Annotated in this window: 14 protein-coding genes and 1 pseudogene; 9 read left to right on the plus strand and 6 right to left on the minus strand. The window is 71.1% G+C overall.

The genetic code is table 11. The features are described from left to right. The first annotated feature begins 182 nt into the window (after positions 1-182). The 4 genes from petA (at position 183) to ACZJYS_RS15020 (ending at position 3,904) form a co-directional block, all read left to right on the plus strand. Positions 183-770: a ubiquinol-cytochrome c reductase iron-sulfur subunit gene (gene petA / locus ACZJYS_RS15005; RefSeq protein ID WP_109518434.1), complete on the plus strand. Its 588-nt coding sequence runs from the start codon at positions 183-185 to the stop codon at positions 768-770. Positions 771-782: 12 nt separating this feature from the next. Continuing rightward, the gene (locus ACZJYS_RS15010; RefSeq protein ID WP_109518433.1) at positions 783-2,054 is read left to right on the plus strand and encodes a cytochrome b; all 1,272 of its coding nucleotides are present in this window, start codon (positions 783-785) and stop codon (positions 2,052-2,054) included. Continuing rightward, on the plus strand, positions 2,054-2,866 hold the full coding sequence (locus ACZJYS_RS15015) for a cytochrome c1 (protein WP_456316601.1): 813 nt from the start codon (positions 2,054-2,056) through the stop codon (positions 2,864-2,866). The genes ACZJYS_RS15010 and ACZJYS_RS15015 overlap by 1 nt, the downstream gene beginning before the upstream one ends. Positions 2,867-3,004: 138 nt before the next feature. Continuing rightward, positions 3,005-3,904 (plus strand): S-methyl-5'-thioadenosine phosphorylase, encoded by a 900-nt coding sequence (locus tag ACZJYS_RS15020; RefSeq protein ID WP_109518431.1) that lies wholly within the window; start codon positions 3,005-3,007, stop codon positions 3,902-3,904. A 63-nt stretch (positions 3,905-3,967) separates the two neighbouring features. On the opposite strand, the gene ACZJYS_RS15025 is transcribed toward ACZJYS_RS15020, so the two are convergent. The 5 genes from ACZJYS_RS15025 to ACZJYS_RS15045 form a co-directional block, all read right to left on the minus strand. Further along, the gene (locus tag ACZJYS_RS15025) at positions 3,968-4,327 is read right to left on the minus strand and encodes a response regulator (RefSeq protein ID WP_109518430.1); all 360 of its coding nucleotides are present in this window, start codon (positions 4,325-4,327) and stop codon (positions 3,968-3,970) included. Further along, complete coding sequence (locus ACZJYS_RS15030) at positions 4,324-7,635, minus strand: PAS domain S-box protein (protein ID WP_493179359.1); 3,312 nt, start codon at positions 7,633-7,635, stop codon at positions 4,324-4,326. Before ACZJYS_RS15030 ends, ACZJYS_RS15025 begins: the two co-directional genes overlap by 4 nt. A gap of 233 nt (positions 7,636-7,868) precedes the next feature. Then, positions 7,869-8,879: a tripartite tricarboxylate transporter substrate-binding protein gene (locus ACZJYS_RS15035; RefSeq protein WP_109518428.1), complete on the minus strand. Its 1,011-nt coding sequence runs from the start codon at positions 8,877-8,879 to the stop codon at positions 7,869-7,871. 149 nt (positions 8,880-9,028) lie between these two features. Continuing rightward, positions 9,029-10,834 carry a translation elongation factor 4 gene (lepA, locus tag ACZJYS_RS15040; protein ID WP_109518427.1) on the minus strand — a complete coding sequence of 602 codons (1,806 nt, stop codon included), beginning with the start codon at positions 10,832-10,834 and terminating at the stop codon, positions 9,029-9,031. Between the two features lie 251 nt (positions 10,835-11,085). Then, positions 11,086-12,144, minus strand: a complete 1,059-nt coding sequence (locus ACZJYS_RS15045) for a glycosyltransferase family 4 protein (protein WP_109518426.1) — start codon at positions 12,142-12,144, stop codon at positions 11,086-11,088. A 166-nt stretch (positions 12,145-12,310) separates the two neighbouring features. Here ACZJYS_RS15045 and ACZJYS_RS15050 point away from each other — a divergent pair, with 166 nt between their 5' ends. After that, the gene (locus ACZJYS_RS15050; protein ID WP_379651464.1) at positions 12,311-14,107 is read left to right on the plus strand and encodes an ABC transporter ATP-binding protein; all 1,797 of its coding nucleotides are present in this window, start codon (positions 12,311-12,313) and stop codon (positions 14,105-14,107) included. Positions 14,108-14,158: 51 nt separating this feature from the next. Here ACZJYS_RS15050 and ACZJYS_RS15055 read toward each other — a convergent pair whose 3' ends face one another. Further along, positions 14,159-14,470 (minus strand): hypothetical protein, encoded by a 312-nt coding sequence (locus ACZJYS_RS15055; protein WP_493179362.1) that lies wholly within the window; start codon positions 14,468-14,470, stop codon positions 14,159-14,161. Between the two features lie 107 nt (positions 14,471-14,577). Here ACZJYS_RS15055 and ACZJYS_RS15060 point away from each other — a divergent pair, with 107 nt between their 5' ends. The 4 genes and pseudogenes from ACZJYS_RS15060 to ACZJYS_RS15075 all read left to right on the plus strand — a co-directional run. Continuing rightward, positions 14,578-14,964, plus strand: a complete 387-nt coding sequence (locus ACZJYS_RS15060; RefSeq protein ID WP_493179364.1) for a hypothetical protein — start codon at positions 14,578-14,580, stop codon at positions 14,962-14,964. 172 nt (positions 14,965-15,136) lie between these two features. Then, positions 15,137-15,349: a hypothetical protein gene (locus ACZJYS_RS15065; RefSeq protein ID WP_109518422.1), complete on the plus strand. Its 213-nt coding sequence runs from the start codon at positions 15,137-15,139 to the stop codon at positions 15,347-15,349. Positions 15,350-15,549: 200 nt separating this feature from the next. Next, on the plus strand, positions 15,550-15,873 hold the full coding sequence (locus tag ACZJYS_RS15070) for a hypothetical protein (protein ID WP_109518421.1): 324 nt from the start codon (positions 15,550-15,552) through the stop codon (positions 15,871-15,873). 30 nt (positions 15,874-15,903) lie between these two features. Then, a pseudogene (locus ACZJYS_RS15075) lies at positions 15,904-16,774 on the plus strand (hypothetical protein); the annotation flags it as partial.

A 16,774-nucleotide genomic window follows, 5' to 3' on the forward strand; every position in this document is an offset into this window, starting at 1 on the left:
TGTCGCACGGCAGCGCCCGCAGCAATTGCCACCCTGCTACGCCTGCCTTTATATGGCGCCGGCGCACGGTGTTGCAGCGCGGCTTCGCGCGTGGCCGTCGCTGCCGCAGTTCTGCGGACAGGGATTAGCGGTCGGCCCGCCTGCCAGGATATCGGGGCGGCCGCCAAAAGGGACGATGAGGCATGGCCGATACGCTTGCGCCGAGCAGCTCCCCCGAAATGGGTGGCGCCCATGGGGAAGGTGCCCATGGCCCCGACCAGGGCACCAAACGGGACTTCCTAAAACTGGCGGCGGGCTCCTTCGCGGCGGTCGGCGTGGGCGCCATCGTCTGGCCGTTCATCCACTCGATGAACCCCGCCAAGGACGTGCTGGCGCTGGCCAGCACCGATGTGAACCTCGCCCACATCACCGAGGGCCAGGCCGTGACCGTGATGTGGCGCGGCAAGCCGGTCTTCGTGCGCCACCGCACGGCGCAGGAGATCCAGGAGGCCGAGACCGTGCCGCTGGGCGAGCTGCGCGACCCGCAGCCGGACAGCGCCCGCGTGGAGCGCAAGCCCTGGCTGGTGGTGCTGGGCGTCTGCACCCACCTGGGCTGCGTGCCGCTGGGCCAGCGGCCGACCGACGCCCGCGGCGATTTCGGCGGCTGGTTCTGCCCCTGCCATGGCAGCCACTACGACACCTCCGGCCGTATCCGCCGCGGCCCGGCGCCGACGAACCTTGCGGTTCCGGAATACAGCTTTACCTCCGATACCCAGATCCGCATCGGCTGAGGACCGCACCCCATGGCATCCGGCCTGCACGAGAGCAGCTTCACAAACCCGGTGGTGCGCTGGATCGACCAGCGCATGCCGGTGTTCACCATGATGCAAAAGGAGTACGGGACCTTCCCGACTCCCCGGAATTTCAACTACTTCTGGAATTTCGGCGCGCTGGCGATGATCAACCTGATGATCATGATCGCCACCGGCATCTTCCTGGCCATGAACTACACCGCGCATACCTCGCTCGCCTTCGAGAGCGTGGAGCGCATCATGCGCGACGTGAACTACGGCTGGCTGATCCGCTACGTTCACATGAACGGCGCCAGCATGTTCTTCATCGTGGTGATCGTGCACATCTGGCGCAACCTCTACTACGGCTCCTACAAGGCGCCGCGTGAGCTGCTCTGGATGCTCGGCGTCACCATCTTCCTGCTGATGATGGCCACCGCCTTCATGGGCTACGTGCTGCCCTGGGGCCAGATGTCCTTCTGGGGCGCCACCGTCATCACCAACCTGTTCTCCGCCATCCCGCTGGTGGGCGACGCCATCGTGACCCTGCTGTGGGGCGGCTTCTCGGTCGACAACCCGACGCTGAACCGCTTCTTCAGCCTGCACTACCTGCTGCCCTTCGTGATCGCCGGCGTGGTGTTCCTGCACATCGCCGCGCTGCACATCACCGGCTCCAACAACCCGCTGGGCATCGAGCCTAAGGGTCCGCAGGACACGCTGCCCTTCCACCCCTACTACACCATCAAGGACAGCGTCGGGATCATCGTCTACCTGATCGTCTTCGCCTTCCTGGTGTTCTTCAGCCCGAACTACCTGGGCCACCCGGACAACTACATCCCGGCCAACCCGCTGGTGACGCCGGCGCACATCGTGCCCGAGTGGTATTTCCTGCCCTTCTACGCCATCCTCCGCGCGGTGCCGAACAAGCTCGGCGGCGTGCTGATGATGTTCGGCGCCATCGCCATCCTGTTCGTGCTGCCCTGGCTGGACCGCTCGCCGGTGCGCTCCATGCGCTTCCGCCCGATCGCCAAGTGGTTCCTGATGCTGTGGGGCGTGAACTTCTTCGTCCTGATGTGGGCGGGCGGCATGCCGGCCGAGGGCGTCTACGTGCTGATCGCCCGTCTCTCCACGGCCTACTACTTCGCCTACTTCCTGGTGATCCTCCCCCTGCTGGCGAAGATCGAGCGGCCGCTCCCGCTGCCTGAGAGCATTGCCAAGGCCGTGCTGCGTGGCGGCGGCCCCCTGCCCGGCGCCGCCGTGGCCAAGCCCATGGAGAAGGCATGATGCCGGTGCGTAAACTTCCCGCCCTGAAACTGAAGGCGGCGGCCCTCGCCGCCGCCCTCTCCCTCGGGCTGATGGCCGCACCCGGCGCTCAGGCGGCGGAAGGGCATATCGAGATCCCCGACACCCGCTACTCCTTCGACGGGCTGTTCGGCACCTTCGACCGGGGCGAGCTGCAGCGCGGCTTCCAGGTCTACAAGGAGGTCTGCGCGGCCTGCCACTCGATGCGGCTGCTCTCCTACCGCAACCTGCGCGACATCGGGCTCTCCGCCGAGCAGGTGGCGGCCGTCGCGGCCAGCTACCAGATCCAGGACGGCCCGAACGACGATGGCGAGATGTTCGAGCGCCCCGGCCGCGCCTCCGACCGCTTCCGCCGTCCCTTCCCCAATGACGCGGCGGCGCGCGCGGCGAACAACGGCGCCCTGCCGCCCGACCTGTCGGTGATCGTCAAGGCCCGTGTCGGCGGCGCGGACTACATCCATGCGCTGCTGACCGGCTACGAGGACCCGCCGCCCGCCGGCGTCACCGTCATGGAGGGGATGTACTACAACAAGTACTTCCCCGGTCATCAGATCGGCATGGCGCCGCCGATCAACAGCGACGGCCAGATCCAGTACGCCGACGGCACCCGCGCCACGGTGGACCAGATGACGCGCGACGTCTCGGCCTTCCTGGCCTGGGCGGCCGAGCCGGAGCTGGAGACCCGCCGCGCCATGGGCGTGCGCATCATCCTGTTCCTGATCATCCTGGGCGGCCTGACCTATGCCGTGAAGCGGAAGATCTGGGCCCGCGTCGGCGGCGACCCGGTCACGTAACCTGCACGGGATCGCCCACCGGGAGCGGTCCCTGCCGCAGAGATCTTGAGCGAATCAGGGGCCGCCCGCCCGGGCGGCCCTTTTCCACGCCCGGCGCCACGCGCGCGCCCCGGCCGACACCCACCGGAGGGACATCCGATGAGCCAGACCCCCAGCAGCGAGACCATCGAGCCGGTCATCGGCCTGATCGGCGGCTCCGGCCTGTACGACATCGACGGGCTGGAGGAGCGCGAATGGCGCCGCATCGACAGCCCCTGGGGCGAGGCCTCGGATGAGCTGCTGTTCGGCCGGCTGGGGGGCGTGCGCTGCGTCTTCCTGCCCCGCCACGGGCGCGGCCACAGCGTGCCGCCCTCGGCGCTGAACTACCGCGCCAATATCGACGTGCTGAAGCGCGCGGGCGTGACGGAGATCCTCTCCCTCTCCGCCGTCGGCTCGCTGAACGGCGACCTGCCGCCCGGCACCTTCGTCATCGTCGACCAGTTCATCGACCGCACCTTCGCCCGCCAGAAGAGCTTCTTCGAGACGGGCTGCGTGGCGCATGTGTCGGTGGCGCACCCGGTCTGCCCGCGCCTCGGCGACGCGGCGGAGGAGGCGGCGCGCGAGATCGGCCTGAAGCACAAGCGCGGCGGCACCTACCTGGTGATGGAAGGCCCGCAATTCTCCACCAAGGCGGAGAGCGAGCTGTACCGCGCCTGGGGCTGCGACGTCATCGGCATGACCAACATGCCCGAGGCCAAGCTCGCCCGCGAGGCGGAGCTCTGCTACGCCACCATCGCCATGGTGACCGATTTCGACTGCTGGCACCCGGACCACGAGCATGTCTCGGTCGAGGCGGTGGTGAAGGTGCTGCACGCCAATGCCGACCGCGCCAAGGCGCTGGTGAAGGCGGTGGTGCCGCGGCTGGGCGCGCCGCGCGGCGCCTGCCCGGCGGGCTGCGACCGGGCGCTGGAATACGCCATCGTCACCCCGCCGGAGAAGCGCGACCCGGCGCTGATGGCGAAGCTGGACGCCGTGGCCGGCCGCGTGCTGCGCGGCTGAGGGCGCCACGCCCGCGCAGGCCGGGGCAGGGGCCGGGGAGGTCCGCTTCCCCGGCCTTTTCCGTCAGCGGCAGACCCGCTCCAGCGCGGCGATGAGGTCGTGCGGGTCGTAGGGCTTGGCCAGGACCGGCACGTTGCGGTGCCGTTCCGGCAGCCCCGCCGCGCCGTAGCCGGTGGCGACGACGAAGGGAATGGCGTGCGCCACCAGCCGGTCCGCCACGGGGATGGAAGCCTGGCCGGCGAGGTTGATATCGAGCACGGCGGCTTCCGGATGCTCCGAATCGAACAGCGCCATGGCCTCCTCCACCGTCGCGGCCGGACCAAGAACGTGGGCTCCGGCCTCCAGCAGCGCATCCTCGACCAGCATCGCAATCAGCGCCTCATCCTCGACGACCAGAATGCGGCGGCCGTTCAGTCCGCTCATGCGGTTTCCTCTTCAACTTGGGGCCCATTCACGGGACGAAAGCGAATCGCTGCCTCGAAGCCAGTCTCGGCATAGGTTAAGGTGACGGAGGAACCCAGACCCAGCTCCGCTGGCAAGCCCCTTTCAAGCATGCGGCTGCCAAAGCCGCGGCGGAGGGGCTGCCGGGCTGGCGGGCCATTCCGCTCCTGCCAGTCCAGCTGCACCATTCCGTCCGGCAGGCCCTGCCAGCGTACCAGAATGCGCCCCTCGGCACGGGTCAGGGCACCATGCTTCGTGGCATTGGTGGCCAGTTCATGCAAGGCCAGCGCCAGGCCCAGCGTCTGGCGGGGTGCCAGCCACACCGCGGGGCCGCTGATGGCCAGCCTCTCCTCGCCGTTCTCGGCCGCCGCCTGCCAGGGTGCGAGGGCGGCGCGCGCCGTGTCCTCCAGCGTGGCGCCGCGCCAGGTGCGGGCCGTCAGCAGGTCGTGCGCGCGCGCCAGCGTCAGCAGGCGCGCCTGGAAGTCCTTCAGGAAGCGCGGCATCGCGTCCGGGCTCTCGCCGGCGGTGCGGGCCGTCTGCAACGCCAGGGAATGCACCGTGGCCAGGGTGTTCTTGACCCGGTGGTTCAGCTCGCCGAGCAGCAGGATCTGCCGCGCCTCGGCCGCCTTGGCCGCCGTCACGTCGCGCGCCAGCCCGCCGCGCCGCGTCATCACCCCCCGCGCGTCGAGGATGGGGAAGCCGATGTCGCGGATCCAGCGCATGCCGCCATCCGGCCGCAGGATGCGGTATTCGGCGTCGAACCGGCCGGATTGCAGCGAGCCGCGCCAGTCCTCCAGCACGCGGTCGCGGTCGGACGCGTGGATCGAATCGGCCCAGACGACCTTGTCGGCCAGCAGGCGCTCCTGCGGGATGCCCCAGATCTGCTCGAAGGCGGGGCTGATGAACTCCACCTGCGTGCCGTCCGCATTGGTCATCCACATCACGTCCGGGCTGGCCTCGGCGAAGCGGCGGAAGCGGCTTTCCGAGGCCGCCAGCGCCGCCGCGGAGCGCACCGCCGCCTCGCGCGAGGCGGTCTGGGCCGCCACCTGGCGCGCCAGCTCCTCGCGCGCCTCGGCCAGTTCCGACACGTCGGTCACGGCGCCGATCCAGCGCAGGATGGTGCCCTCGCTGCCGCGCACCGGCAGGGCGCGCACCACGCACCAGCGCCAGCCGCCCTCGGCGCGCAGCAGCCGCAGCTCGGCCGAGAAGGCCTCGCCCCGCCGCAGCGCCCGCTGCCAGGCACGCTCGGCCCGCCCCTGGTCGCGCGGGTGGACGATGCGGGCCAGCGACTCCATGGCGAGGCCGGGCGGCAGGCCGGTGAAATCCTGCAGGCGCGGATTGACATAGTCGATCCGCCCGTCCGGCAGGGTGGACCAGACGATCTGCGGGATCGCCTCGGCGAGGGTGCGGAAGCGCAGCTCGCTCTCGCGCAGCGCCTCGGCGGCGCGGCGCTCGGCGTCGATGTCCGACAGGGCGACCACCGCCCCGGTGACGCGCCCCTGCGCGTCGCGCACCGGCGCGGCGGCGGCGCGCAGCCAGACCATGGAGCCGTCGCCGCGGCGGAGCTGGAACTCGCCATTGGCCGGCAGCCCCGTCAGCAGCGCGCGGCCGAGCGGGAACTCCATGCCGTCCACCCGCCGCCCATCGGCATGGTAGCACTCCCAGTCCTCCCGGTAGGCCTCGACGGCGGCGGAGAGGGGGACGGGCCGGCGCAGGATCTCCTCCATGCGCCGGTTGCCGAGCAGGATGCGCCCGCCCGGCGCCTCGGCCAGCAACATGCCGACGGAGACGTTCTCCAGCACCGCCTTCAGCCGCGCCTCGCTCTCGCGCAGCGCCGCCTGGGCGGCGCGCTCATCGCTGACATCGCGGAAGAACAGGGACATCCCCTCGGTGGAGGGATAGATGTCGGCCGCGATCCAGCGGCCGAGCGCGGGGTGGAAGGCGGTGGCGCTCTGCGGCGTGCCCTCGGCCACGGCGCGCTGGCAGGCGGCGCCGAAGGGGCCGGCCTCCCAGCCGGGGAAGCTCTCATGCAGCGGGCGGCCGATGCCGGGGCATTGCGGCCCCATCTGCGCCCGGGCGCGGCCGTTCATGTAGAGGACGGTGCCGTCGCGGTCGAGCACCAGCACGCTGTCATGCGTGCTCTCCAGCACGGTCTGCAGCCGGACGTTGAGGGCGATGCGCTCGGCCTCCAGCGCGTCGCGCTCGGTGGCGGCGCTGGCCAGGGCGGCGGCGGCGCTGTCGATCTCGCGCAGGCCGGTGGGCGGGAAGGGGGGCAGCGCCACGCCGCGGCCGAAGCTGGCGGCCATGCGCCCCAGCCGCTCCAGCGGCATCGCCATGCGCCGGTCCACCCAGAAGGCCAGCGCGCCGGTGAACAGCAGCAGCATCAGGCCGCCCACCAGCAGCACGGGCGAGAGCAGCCGCAGCAGCGCGCCATCCACCATCTGGCTGGGGAGGCTGACCAGCACCATCCAGGGCGCGCTGTCGACCCGGTGCCAGGCGACGTAGAGGGGGCGGCCATCCGCCGCATTGTCCCGCGCCCAGCCGAGCGGCCGGCCTTCCTGCAGGGCATTCCGCGCGGCGCCGGCATAGGGCGCGGGGGCGCCGCCATCCTCCGGCTCCCGCGGCCGGCGGGCGACGATGTTGCCGGCGGCATCGGCCACCGCCGCCGACCAGCGGGGCGGCAGCTGGGCCCATTCCAGGTGCTGGCCCCACAGCCAGGCCGGGTCGATGGTGGCCACCAGGAAGTATTCGGGCGGGCCCCCCTCGGCCTGCGGGACGGGCTGGGTGATATCGACGCCCTGGGGCGCGCCCGGCCGCTCGGGGGGCTGCAGGCCGGAAATGCCGCGCTGGGGCGGCGCGTCCAGCGCCGCCACGCCGGCCTTCGGGGCTCCGGTCTCCGGGGCTCCGGCCTCCGGGGTTCCTGTCTCCGGGGTTCCGGCGGTGTCGATCAGCACGCGCCCATCGGCGTCGGTCAGCCGCAGCCGCGCCTTCTGCCGCAGCGGCAGGGCGAGGGCCTGGGCCCGGAAGGCGGCCAGGTTGCCCTCCAGCAGGCTGGGCGAGGTGCCGAGCGCCGCCAGCTCCGCCTGCAGGCTGAGCAGGTCACGCTCCAGCATGAAGGCCAGCTCGCGGCTGCGGCCCTGCGCGGCGGTGACGATCCGCGTGCGCTCCGCATCGGCCATCCGCCCGGCGACATGCCCGGCCAGGCCCCAGACCGGCAGCAGCGCGGCCAGGGCGATCAGCAACAGGTGCAGGCGAACGGTGGGGTTCCGGTCCGGAACCGGTCCGGTCATGCTGCTCCTCGCGGTGGCCGGGGTCGATCCATGCTAAGGTTCCATGCGCCGCCCATGGCTGGCGCACAAGGCCCACTCCATCGCCTGCGCGATTTCACCGCGGGTGTTCAGCCTCCCCCGCGCCTCTCGGGCGCGCCTCTCCGGGCGGCGCCTGTCCGGCGGCATGCCGCGCCAGGGGTGCCGGCGCGGCCCTGCATGGCCCCGGCCGGCGTGCCCTCAGGCGGCCTCTGCCCTCAGTCGGCGTACTGGCCGGCGGCCTGGATCACCGGGCGCCACTTGGCGATGTCGGCCGCCCAGAAGGCCTTGTGCGCGGCCGGGGTGGCGCGGTCCTGCGACACCGGCTCGGTGCCGAGATCGGCGAAGCGCTGGACCAGCCGCTCGTCGCGCAGCGCCGCCTGCAGCGCCTTGGAGAGCCGCTCCTGGATCTCAACCGGCGTGCCCTTCGGCGCGTAGAGGCCGTGCCAGATGGTCACCTCCATGCCCGGCAGCCCGGCCTCGGCGCCGGTCGGCACGTCGGGGAGGGAGGCCAGGCGCTGCGGCGTGGTGACCGAGTACGCCTTCACCGCGCCGGCGCGGATGTGGCTGGTGGTGTTGGTGGTCTGGTCGCACATCACGTCCACCGTGCCGGCGATCAGGTCGGTCATGGCCGGGCCGGTGCCGCGGTAGGGCACGGTGGTCATCGGCGCGTCGATCGCCTTCTGCAGCAGCAGGCCGCAGAGATGGCTGGCGGCGCCGATGCCGGCATTGGCGTAGTTGATGCCGGTCTTCTCCTTGCGCACCAGCGCCACCAGCTCGGCCAGGTTGCTGGCCGGCAGGTCCTTGCGGGCGATCACCGTCATCGGCACCTCGGTGACGAGGCCGATCGGCTCGAAGCCGCCCACCGGGTCGTAGGGCAGGCGGCGGTAGAGGGTGGGGGTGGTGCCCATGCCGATGTGGTGCAGCAGCAGGGTGTAGCCGTCCGGCCGGGCCTGGGCGACGCGGCCCGCGCCCAGCGTGCCGCCGGCGCCGCCGACATTCTCCACCACGACGGACTGCCCGAGGTCGCGCGCCATCACCTCCGCCACCAGGCGGGTGACGGTGTCGGTCGGCCCGCCGGCGGCGAAGGGCACGATGATGGAGATCGTGCGGCTCGGATAGTTCGCCTGGGCCTGCGCGGCGGGGGCGGCGCCCAGCAGGGCGGTGCCCAGGGTGCCGAGGCCGGCGGCGAGGGCCGGCAGCGCGGCCAGCAGATGGCGGCGGATCATATGGATATTCTCTCCCGTCTAGGCCGCCCCGGACGTGGAGGCGGGGCGAATCGTCACGCCCGGCCCAACCCGGCCGCGGCGCGCCGATCCTCCCCGATTAGCGTTTCCTTCCCGCAAGGTCAGCCAAAAAACAGCGGCTTGGCGGGTCCTCAGCTGTCCATCTTGAGGGCGGCGATGAAGGCCGATTGCGGGATCTCGACCTTGCCGAACTGCCGCATGCGCTTCTTGCCCTCCTTCTGCTTCTCGAGGAGCTTGCGCTTGCGGGAGATGTCGCCGCCATAGCACTTGGCGGTGACGTCCTTCGACATCGCCGAGATCGTCTCGCGGGCGATGACGCGGCCGCCGATCGCCGCCTGGATCGGGATCTTGAACAGCTGGCGGGGGATCAGCTCCTTCAGCTTCTCGCAGATGGAGCGGCCGCGCCGCTCGGCCTGGGTGCGGTGCGCCATGAAGGAGAGGGCATCCACCGGCTCGTTGTTCACCAGGATGGAGATCTTCACGAGGTCGCCCTCGTCATAGCCGTCCATCACGTAGTCGAAGGAGGCGTAGCCACGGCTGACGCTCTTGAGGCGGTCGTAGAAGTCGAACACCACCTCGTTCAGCGGCAGGCGGTAGACCGCCATGGCGCGGTTGCCGACATAGGTCAGCTCCACCTGCTGGCCGCGCCGCTCGGAGCAGAGCGTCAGGATGCTGCCCAGATGCTCGTCCGGCACCATGATGGTGGCCTTGATCCAGGGCTCCTCGATCTTCTCGATCAGCGTCGGGTCCGGCATGTCGGCCGGGTTGTGCAGGTCGATCGCCTCGCCCTTGTTCGTCGTCAGCTTGTAGACCACCGAGGGGGCAGTCGCGATCAGGTCGAGGTCGAACTCGCGCGAGAGCCGCTCCTGGATGATCTCCAGGTGCAGCAACCCGAGGAAGCCGCAGCGGAAGCCGAAGCCGAGCGCCGCCGAGCTTTCCGCCTCGAAGTGGAAGGAGGCGTCGTTCAGCCGCAGCTTGCCGAGCGAATCGCGCAGCTTCTCGAAATCGTCCGCGTCCACCGGGTAGAGGCCGCACCAGACCACCGGGATGGAGGGCTTGAAGCCCGCCAGCGGCTCGGCCGCCGGGTTGCGGTCGTCGGTGATGGTATCGCCGACATTGGTCTCGGCCACCGTCTTGATGGCGGCGTTGAGGTAGCCCATCTCGCCCGGCCCGAGGTAGTCCACGGGCGTCATCTTGGGGCGGAAGACGCCGACGCTGTCCACCGTCTGGGTGGTGCCCTCGGCCATGAAGCGGATCTTCTGGCCCTTGCGGATGGTGCCGTCCTTCACCCGGATCAGGATGATGACGCCGAGATAGGGGTCGTACCAGCTGTCGACCAGCAGCGCCTTCAGCGGCGCGTCCGGGTCGCCCTGGGGCGCGGGCAGACGGTGGACGATGGCCTCCAGCACGCCCTCGATGTTCAGGCCGGACTTGGCGGAGATCTCCACCGCCTCCGAGGCGTCGAGGCCGATCACGTCCTCGATCTGCTGCTTCACCCGCTCCGGCTCCGCCGCGGGGAGGTCGATCTTGTTGAGGACCGGCACGATCTCGTGGTTGGCGTCGATCGCCTGGTAGACATTGGCCAGCGTCTGCGCCTCGACGCCCTGGGAGGCGTCGACCACCAGCAGCGAGCCCTCGCAGGCGGCCAGGCTGCGGCTCACCTCGTAGGCGAAGTCCACATGGCCTGGGGTGTCCATCAGGTTCAGGACGTAGTCGTTGCCATCCTTGGCCTTGTAGTCGAGCCGGACGGAGGCGGCCTTGATGGTGATGCCGCGCTCCTGCTCCAGCTCCATGCTGTCGAGCATCTGCTCCTTCATGTCGCGCAGCGCGACGGAGCCAGTGGCCTGGATCAGGCGGTCGGCCAGGGTGGATTTGCCGTGGTCGATATGGGCGATGATCGAGAAGTTGCGGATGCGCGACAGGGGGGTATTGGTCATGGGCTTCCGGCGGCGATCGGGGCGGTGGGGTACCCGCCGTGGATTTGACCCCTGCCAATAGGGCAAGCGGCGCCGGATTCAAAGCGGGCGGGGCGTGCCGGATGCGGTTTGGCGCCGCCGCCGCGGCCGGGCGGCGGCCTTGTGGCGACCCCGGGTGGCGGCCCCGGGTGGCGGCCCCGGAACGCAGCAGGGCGCGCCACCGGCGCGCCCTGGTTCGAGGCGGAAGGGAAGGGGGCGCCGGGGCGCCCGCCTCACTCGGCGGCGGCGAGCACGGAGGAGGGCTCGCGGCGGCACAGCCCCTCGTAGAGGGACACATAGTCCTCCGCCATGCGGCGGGCGGTGTAGCGCTGCTCGAAGCGGGCGCGCACGGCGGCGCGGGGCAGCGCCTTCAGCCGGCCGACGGCGCTGATCGCCTCGGCCATGCTGTTCACCGCGAAGCCGGTCACGCCCTCGTCGATCACCTCGGGCACCGAGCCGTGGCGGAAGGCGATGACGGGCGTGCCGCAGGCCATCGCCTCGATCATCACCAGGCCGAAGGGCTCCGGCCAGTCGATCGGCGTCAGCAGGCCGATGGCGCCCGAGAGGAAGCCCGGCTTCTGCGTCTCGTCGATCTCGCCGATGAACTCGATCAGCGGATGCGCCAGCATCGGCTTGATCTTGGTCTCGAAGTAGTCGACGTCCACGCGGTCCACCTTGGCCGCGATCTTCAGCGGCGTGTTGGTGGCGATGGCGATCTCGATCGCGCGGTCGCAGCGCTTCTCGGGGGCGATGCGGCCGAGGAAGGCCAGGTAGCCCGGCGTGACGCCCGGCAGCGGCGTCAGCAGCTTCTCGGGCAGGCCGTGATAGATCGTGCCGGCGAAGCGCGCCTGCGGCAGCGGCAGGCGCTGGTTGTCCGAGATCGAGACCACCGGCACCTCGTTGAAGGTGTCGAACACCGGCTGCAGCTCCGGCAGGTCCAGCCGGCCGTGCAGGGTGGTCACGAAGGGCACGCTCTGCCGCGAGAACAGCGGGAAGGGCAGGTAGTCCAGGTGGAAGTGCAGCAGGTCGAACTCGTGCCGGCGGCGGTAGACCTGCTCCAGCATCAGCGTCAGCGGCGCGTTGGCGTCGCGCACCGAGGGGTCGAGGCGCAGCGCCTTGCGGCACATCGGCGCGAGCTTCGCCTTGGTGATCGAGTCGCCGCTGGCGAACAGCGTCACCTCGTGCCCGAGCTCCACCAGCTCCTCGGTCAGGTAGGACACGATCCGCTCGGTGCCGCCATACAGCTTCGGCGGAACGGCTTCCGTCAGGGGAGCGATCTGCGCGATACGCATTGGGTCCGATCTCCGTTGTCTCTCGAGCCTCTTCTGGCACCTGAATGCGGTCCAGATTCGGCAACCTTCGCCACGATTTCGTCTTGTTGCTGGCGTTCCCTCCGCATGAACGCAGATGCGCCGTGGGCTCACGGTCATGTGCTCCGGAAGTGAGAGGCCACCGCCCATGCCCCGTGCCGACGACAGCGACCTGTTGCGCCTCGCCCGGCGCCCCGTTGGCTTCCTGCTGCGCCACCTGCGGCCGCAGGCGGGCAGCCACGTCGCCATCATGCTGGCGGTGCTGGGGGCGGTGGGCTGCTCCGTGGGGGCGAACTACGCGGTCAAGAACCTGATCGACACGCTCTCGGGCGGCCCGTCCCAGGCGGGCGCGGCGGCGGTGTGGGTGGCCTTCGCCATCCTCGCCGGCATCATCACGGCCGACAACATGCTCTGGCGCGTCGGCGGCTGGATCGCGGCGGACCGCTTCCCGCGCGCCACCGCCTCGATGCGGGCCGAGCTGTTCCGCCACCTCGCCGGCCACTCGCCGGGCTACTTCGCCAACCGCTCGGCCGGCACGCTGGCGGCGCGCATCAGCGCCACCGGCACGGCGGCCTTCACCGTGCTGCAGAACTTCACCTGGCACACCGTGCCGCCGGCGGTGGCCGTCACCCTGTCCATCATCTTCCTCGCCACGGTTGACCCGATCATGGCCGGCTGCCTCGTGGTGGTGGCCGCGGCCCTGGCCGCCGGCGTCGCCTGGCTGGGCCAGAAGGGCGAGGCGCTGCACGACCGCTTTGCCGGCCGCGCCGCGACCGTCGATGGCCAGCTGGTCGATGTGGTGCAGAACTTCTCCCTGGTGCGCGCCTTCGGCGCCTTCGGCCGCGAATCGGCCCGCCTCGACACCGCCCTGGCCGAGGAGAGCGCCGCCCGCCGCGCCAGCCTGCGCTACCTGGAGAAGCTGCGCCTGGTGCATGGCGCCGCCACCGCCGTGCTCACCGCCATGCTGCTGGGCTGGGTGGTGCATCTCTGGCAGCTCGGCCGCGCCACCACGGGCGACATCGTGCTGGTCTGCACGCTCGGCTTCACCATCCTGCACGCCAGCCGCGACCTCGCCATGGCGCTGGTGGACCTGACCCAGTACGTGGCGCGGATGCGCGAGGCGCTGGCCGCCCTGCTGGTGCCGCACGACATGCCGGACGCCGAGAACGCCCATGGCCTGGCCGCGCGCGGCGGCGAGGTGGTGTTCCACAACGTCACCTTCCGCTACCCCTCGGCCCCCGAGGGCAGCGCGCCGGTGCTGCGCAGCCTGGAGCTGGCCATCCAGCCCGGCCAGAAGGTCGGCGTGGTCGGCCGCTCCGGCGCCGGCAAGTCCACCCTGCTGACCCTGCTGCAGCGCCACACCGCGCCGCAGGAAGGCGCCGTGCTGATCGACGGGCAGGACATCGCCCAGGCCACCCGCGAGAGCCTGGCCGACATGATCGCCGTCGTGCCGCAGGACGTCTCGCTGTTCCACCGCACCGTGCTGGAGAACATCCGCTACGCCCGGCCGGACGCCACCGACGCCGAGGTGCTGGCCGCCGCCGAGGCCGCCCGCTGCCGCGACTTCATCGAGGCGCTGCCGGAAGGCTTCGACACCATCGTGGGCGACCGCGGCGCCAAGCTCTCGGGCGGCCAGCGCCAGCGCCTCGCCATCGCCCGCGCGCTGCTGAAGGACGCGCCGATCCTGCTGCTGGACGAGGCCACCTCCGCCCTCGACTCGGAGTCCGAGGCCGAGGTGCAGAAGGCGCTGGACGGGCTGATGCAGGGCCGCACCGTCATCGCCGTGGCCCACCGGCTGGCGACTCTGACCAATTTCGACCGCATCGTGGTGATGGAGGGCGGGCAGGTGGTGCAGGACGGCGCGCCGGACCTGCTGATGCGCCGCCCCGGCCCCTACCAGGAGATGGTGCGCCGCCAGTCCGAGGCGCTGCAGGTCGCGGCCTGACCGCCGCCCCCGGCCCGGGGGCGGACCACCCACCTTCTCAGCCCTGCCGGCTCAGCCCTGCCGGCTCAGCCCTGCCGGCCCGGCCGGTGCCAGCCGGCCGCCGGGCGCCCCGGGCGAGCGTGTTTCCTGCTCCATCGCCCGGCAGCGGCATTGCGGCCGCGGCGCGCACTGGCACTCGCACATCTCCCCCGTGCCGCAGCTCTGGCGGCGGCTCTCGCCATTGCAACTCACGCTGCAGGTGGCGCGCGCCGCGCCGCCCCCCTGGCAGAGCTGCCAGCCGCTTCCCGCAGCCAGGGCCATGCCCGGCAGGAAAAGGCCTGCCAGCACGGGCAGCACGGCAAGCCTGAGATGGACCCGCGGCATGGGCGAGGTTCCTTCCGGTATCACGGGCCTGTGCCATCGGGCCGGCTCGGAATGTAAAGAATTGTGATTGAGGGGCGGGGGCCTGCCGGTATAGATACGATACAAAAATGAACACCGGAGGACGTCTCATGGCCAGTCACAGCACCGCCAGTTCCGAAAGTGCCAGCGAGTCCGGAGAGGCCGCCGCATCAGTCCGCTCCGAGGCTCAAATCTGGGTGGAAGGCGAAGGCAGCAGCTTCGCCTATTCCTCCGCCACCGTGTCGATCGGTGGCAGCCCTGCCGGGGAGGGGGTCCATCAGCAGGCCGAGGCCCATGCCGGCTTCCTTCCGGAGGGAGGCGGCACGGGCACGCTCCCGGAGATCCCGCCAGAGATCCCGCCGGAGATCGCCCCCGAAGACCCGCACGGCCCCTTCCTTCACGCGCTGCCCGCCGAAGAATTGCCGGGCTCCGGCCTGCCCCCGCCGCCCTTCGCGCAGGAGTTCGGCTTCGCCTGAGCGCCAGGTCATCCCCTTCTTGTGATTACGACGGCGAAATATGAGCTTCCCAAACCGTCCGCCTCGAAATACCGTTTCAGTATAAAAATAGAAATGCACATCCCGCGAAGTGGCAGAATGCCTGGAGCGGGATGTGCGACCCTCTCAAAAAAGAGGGTGAAGGAGGAAAAAGATGCGGTGGAGCGAAGCGGCCGCCAGCAGCGGCACGGCAAGTGTCTCATCCTGCGCCGGGCGCCAGATGGGCGCCGCCACCAGCCAGGCCAGCGCCCTGGCCGCCAGCGACGGCACACGGAAGGTGCTGGTGCTGCGCGGGTCGGCGGCCGCGGGGCCGGGCGCCGGAAGCAAGGCCGGGCTGAGCGCCTTCGCGACGATTTTCAGGACATAGCGGGAAGCGAGCGACGCGCGGCACGGCCGCGCCCTGCATCCCCATGCCGGTTTCCGCTCCTGGCCAGGCCAGGATGCGGCACGAGGTGGGCGGCTGACCGCCAGGCGCTGTCACGTTGACGGCCAGCCGCTTACGCCGGGGCGAAAGCCCCATCCTAGCTTCGCTTTGCGGAGCGCAAACTAGAACAGAGGGAACATATCATGCGCAAGATCCTGCTCGCCACCATTGCCGTCGTCGGCCTCAGCGCTCCCGTGCTCGCTGGCCCGTCGGGCAGCTCCTCCGTCGCCGGTTCGGGCAGCTCGGCCACTTCCTCGATCGAGAGCGGCAAGTTCGGCTACGCTGCCGGCGCGACCGGCGCCTTCTCCAGCAACAGCGCCTGGTCGGGCACCGGCCATGGCGCCGGCTCCGGCACGAGCAGCACGAGCGCGAGCGGTGCGGTCGGCAAGACCTCCAACGGCTTCATCGGCAGCACCACCAGCGGCGGCGCCTTCTCCAAGAGCAACAGCTACGGCGGCTGGCGCTGATCTGAACAGGGAGACGCGGGAGCCATGACCATGAGCCGCATGATCCGACGCTTCCGCGTCTTCCTGGTGGTGGGGGCGGCCTTGGCCGCCCTCGCTTCCTCCCCCGCCGCGGCGCAGGAGGTGCAGCGCCAGGAATTCTACCAGCGCAGCGACGTCTACAATTACGGCCTGCCGCGCAACCACCACCAGGCGCCGTCCATCGGCCTCGGCAGCATCTACGGGCTGAACCCCTGCGCCACCGGCGTCTCGCTGGGGGCCACCATGCCGCTCTTCGGCATCGGCGGCGCCTTCAGCACCATCGACGAGGAATGCCAGATCCGCAACAACGTCGCCCTCACCGTCTCCGCCCTGAAGGACGAGGTGCTGGCGCGCGAGATCATGTGCAGCGTCGAGAGCTTCCGCGCGGCGGCCATCCGCATCGGCCGCCCCTGCATCAAGGATGGCGGCGTGCCGATCGCGCTGAGCCACGGCACCAATCCGGAGACCGCCACCGCCTCGCAGCTCATGCCGGTGCCCAGCTCCGGCCTGCCGCCCAGCGCCCTGCCGCCGGTGCCCCCGGCGCAGCCCGCGCCACCCGTCAACGGCAACCCGGCCCCCGGCGGCTTCCGCGGCGCCCGCCTCGCGCCCCGCCCGGCCTTCTGCGAGGTGCCCGGCCTGAACACCGCCCTCTACCCCGAATGCAGCGCCGCGGCCGCACCGCCCCCGGTGGCGCGGCAGGAGGAGGAGCCGGCCCGCGGCGCCCTGCGCGTCCGCGCCGGCACGCCCGAACCCGCCAAGCCGACCCAGACGCGCGCCGCGCTCCCCGCCGCGCCATCCCAGAATGCCCCGGCCCCCTCCGCCGCGGTGCTCGGCCGCGCCGACGGCAATCCCGCCGGCTGCGACAGCACGCCCTCCGCCATAC

This window comes from Roseomonas sp. TS2 (genome assembly GCF_058833935.1).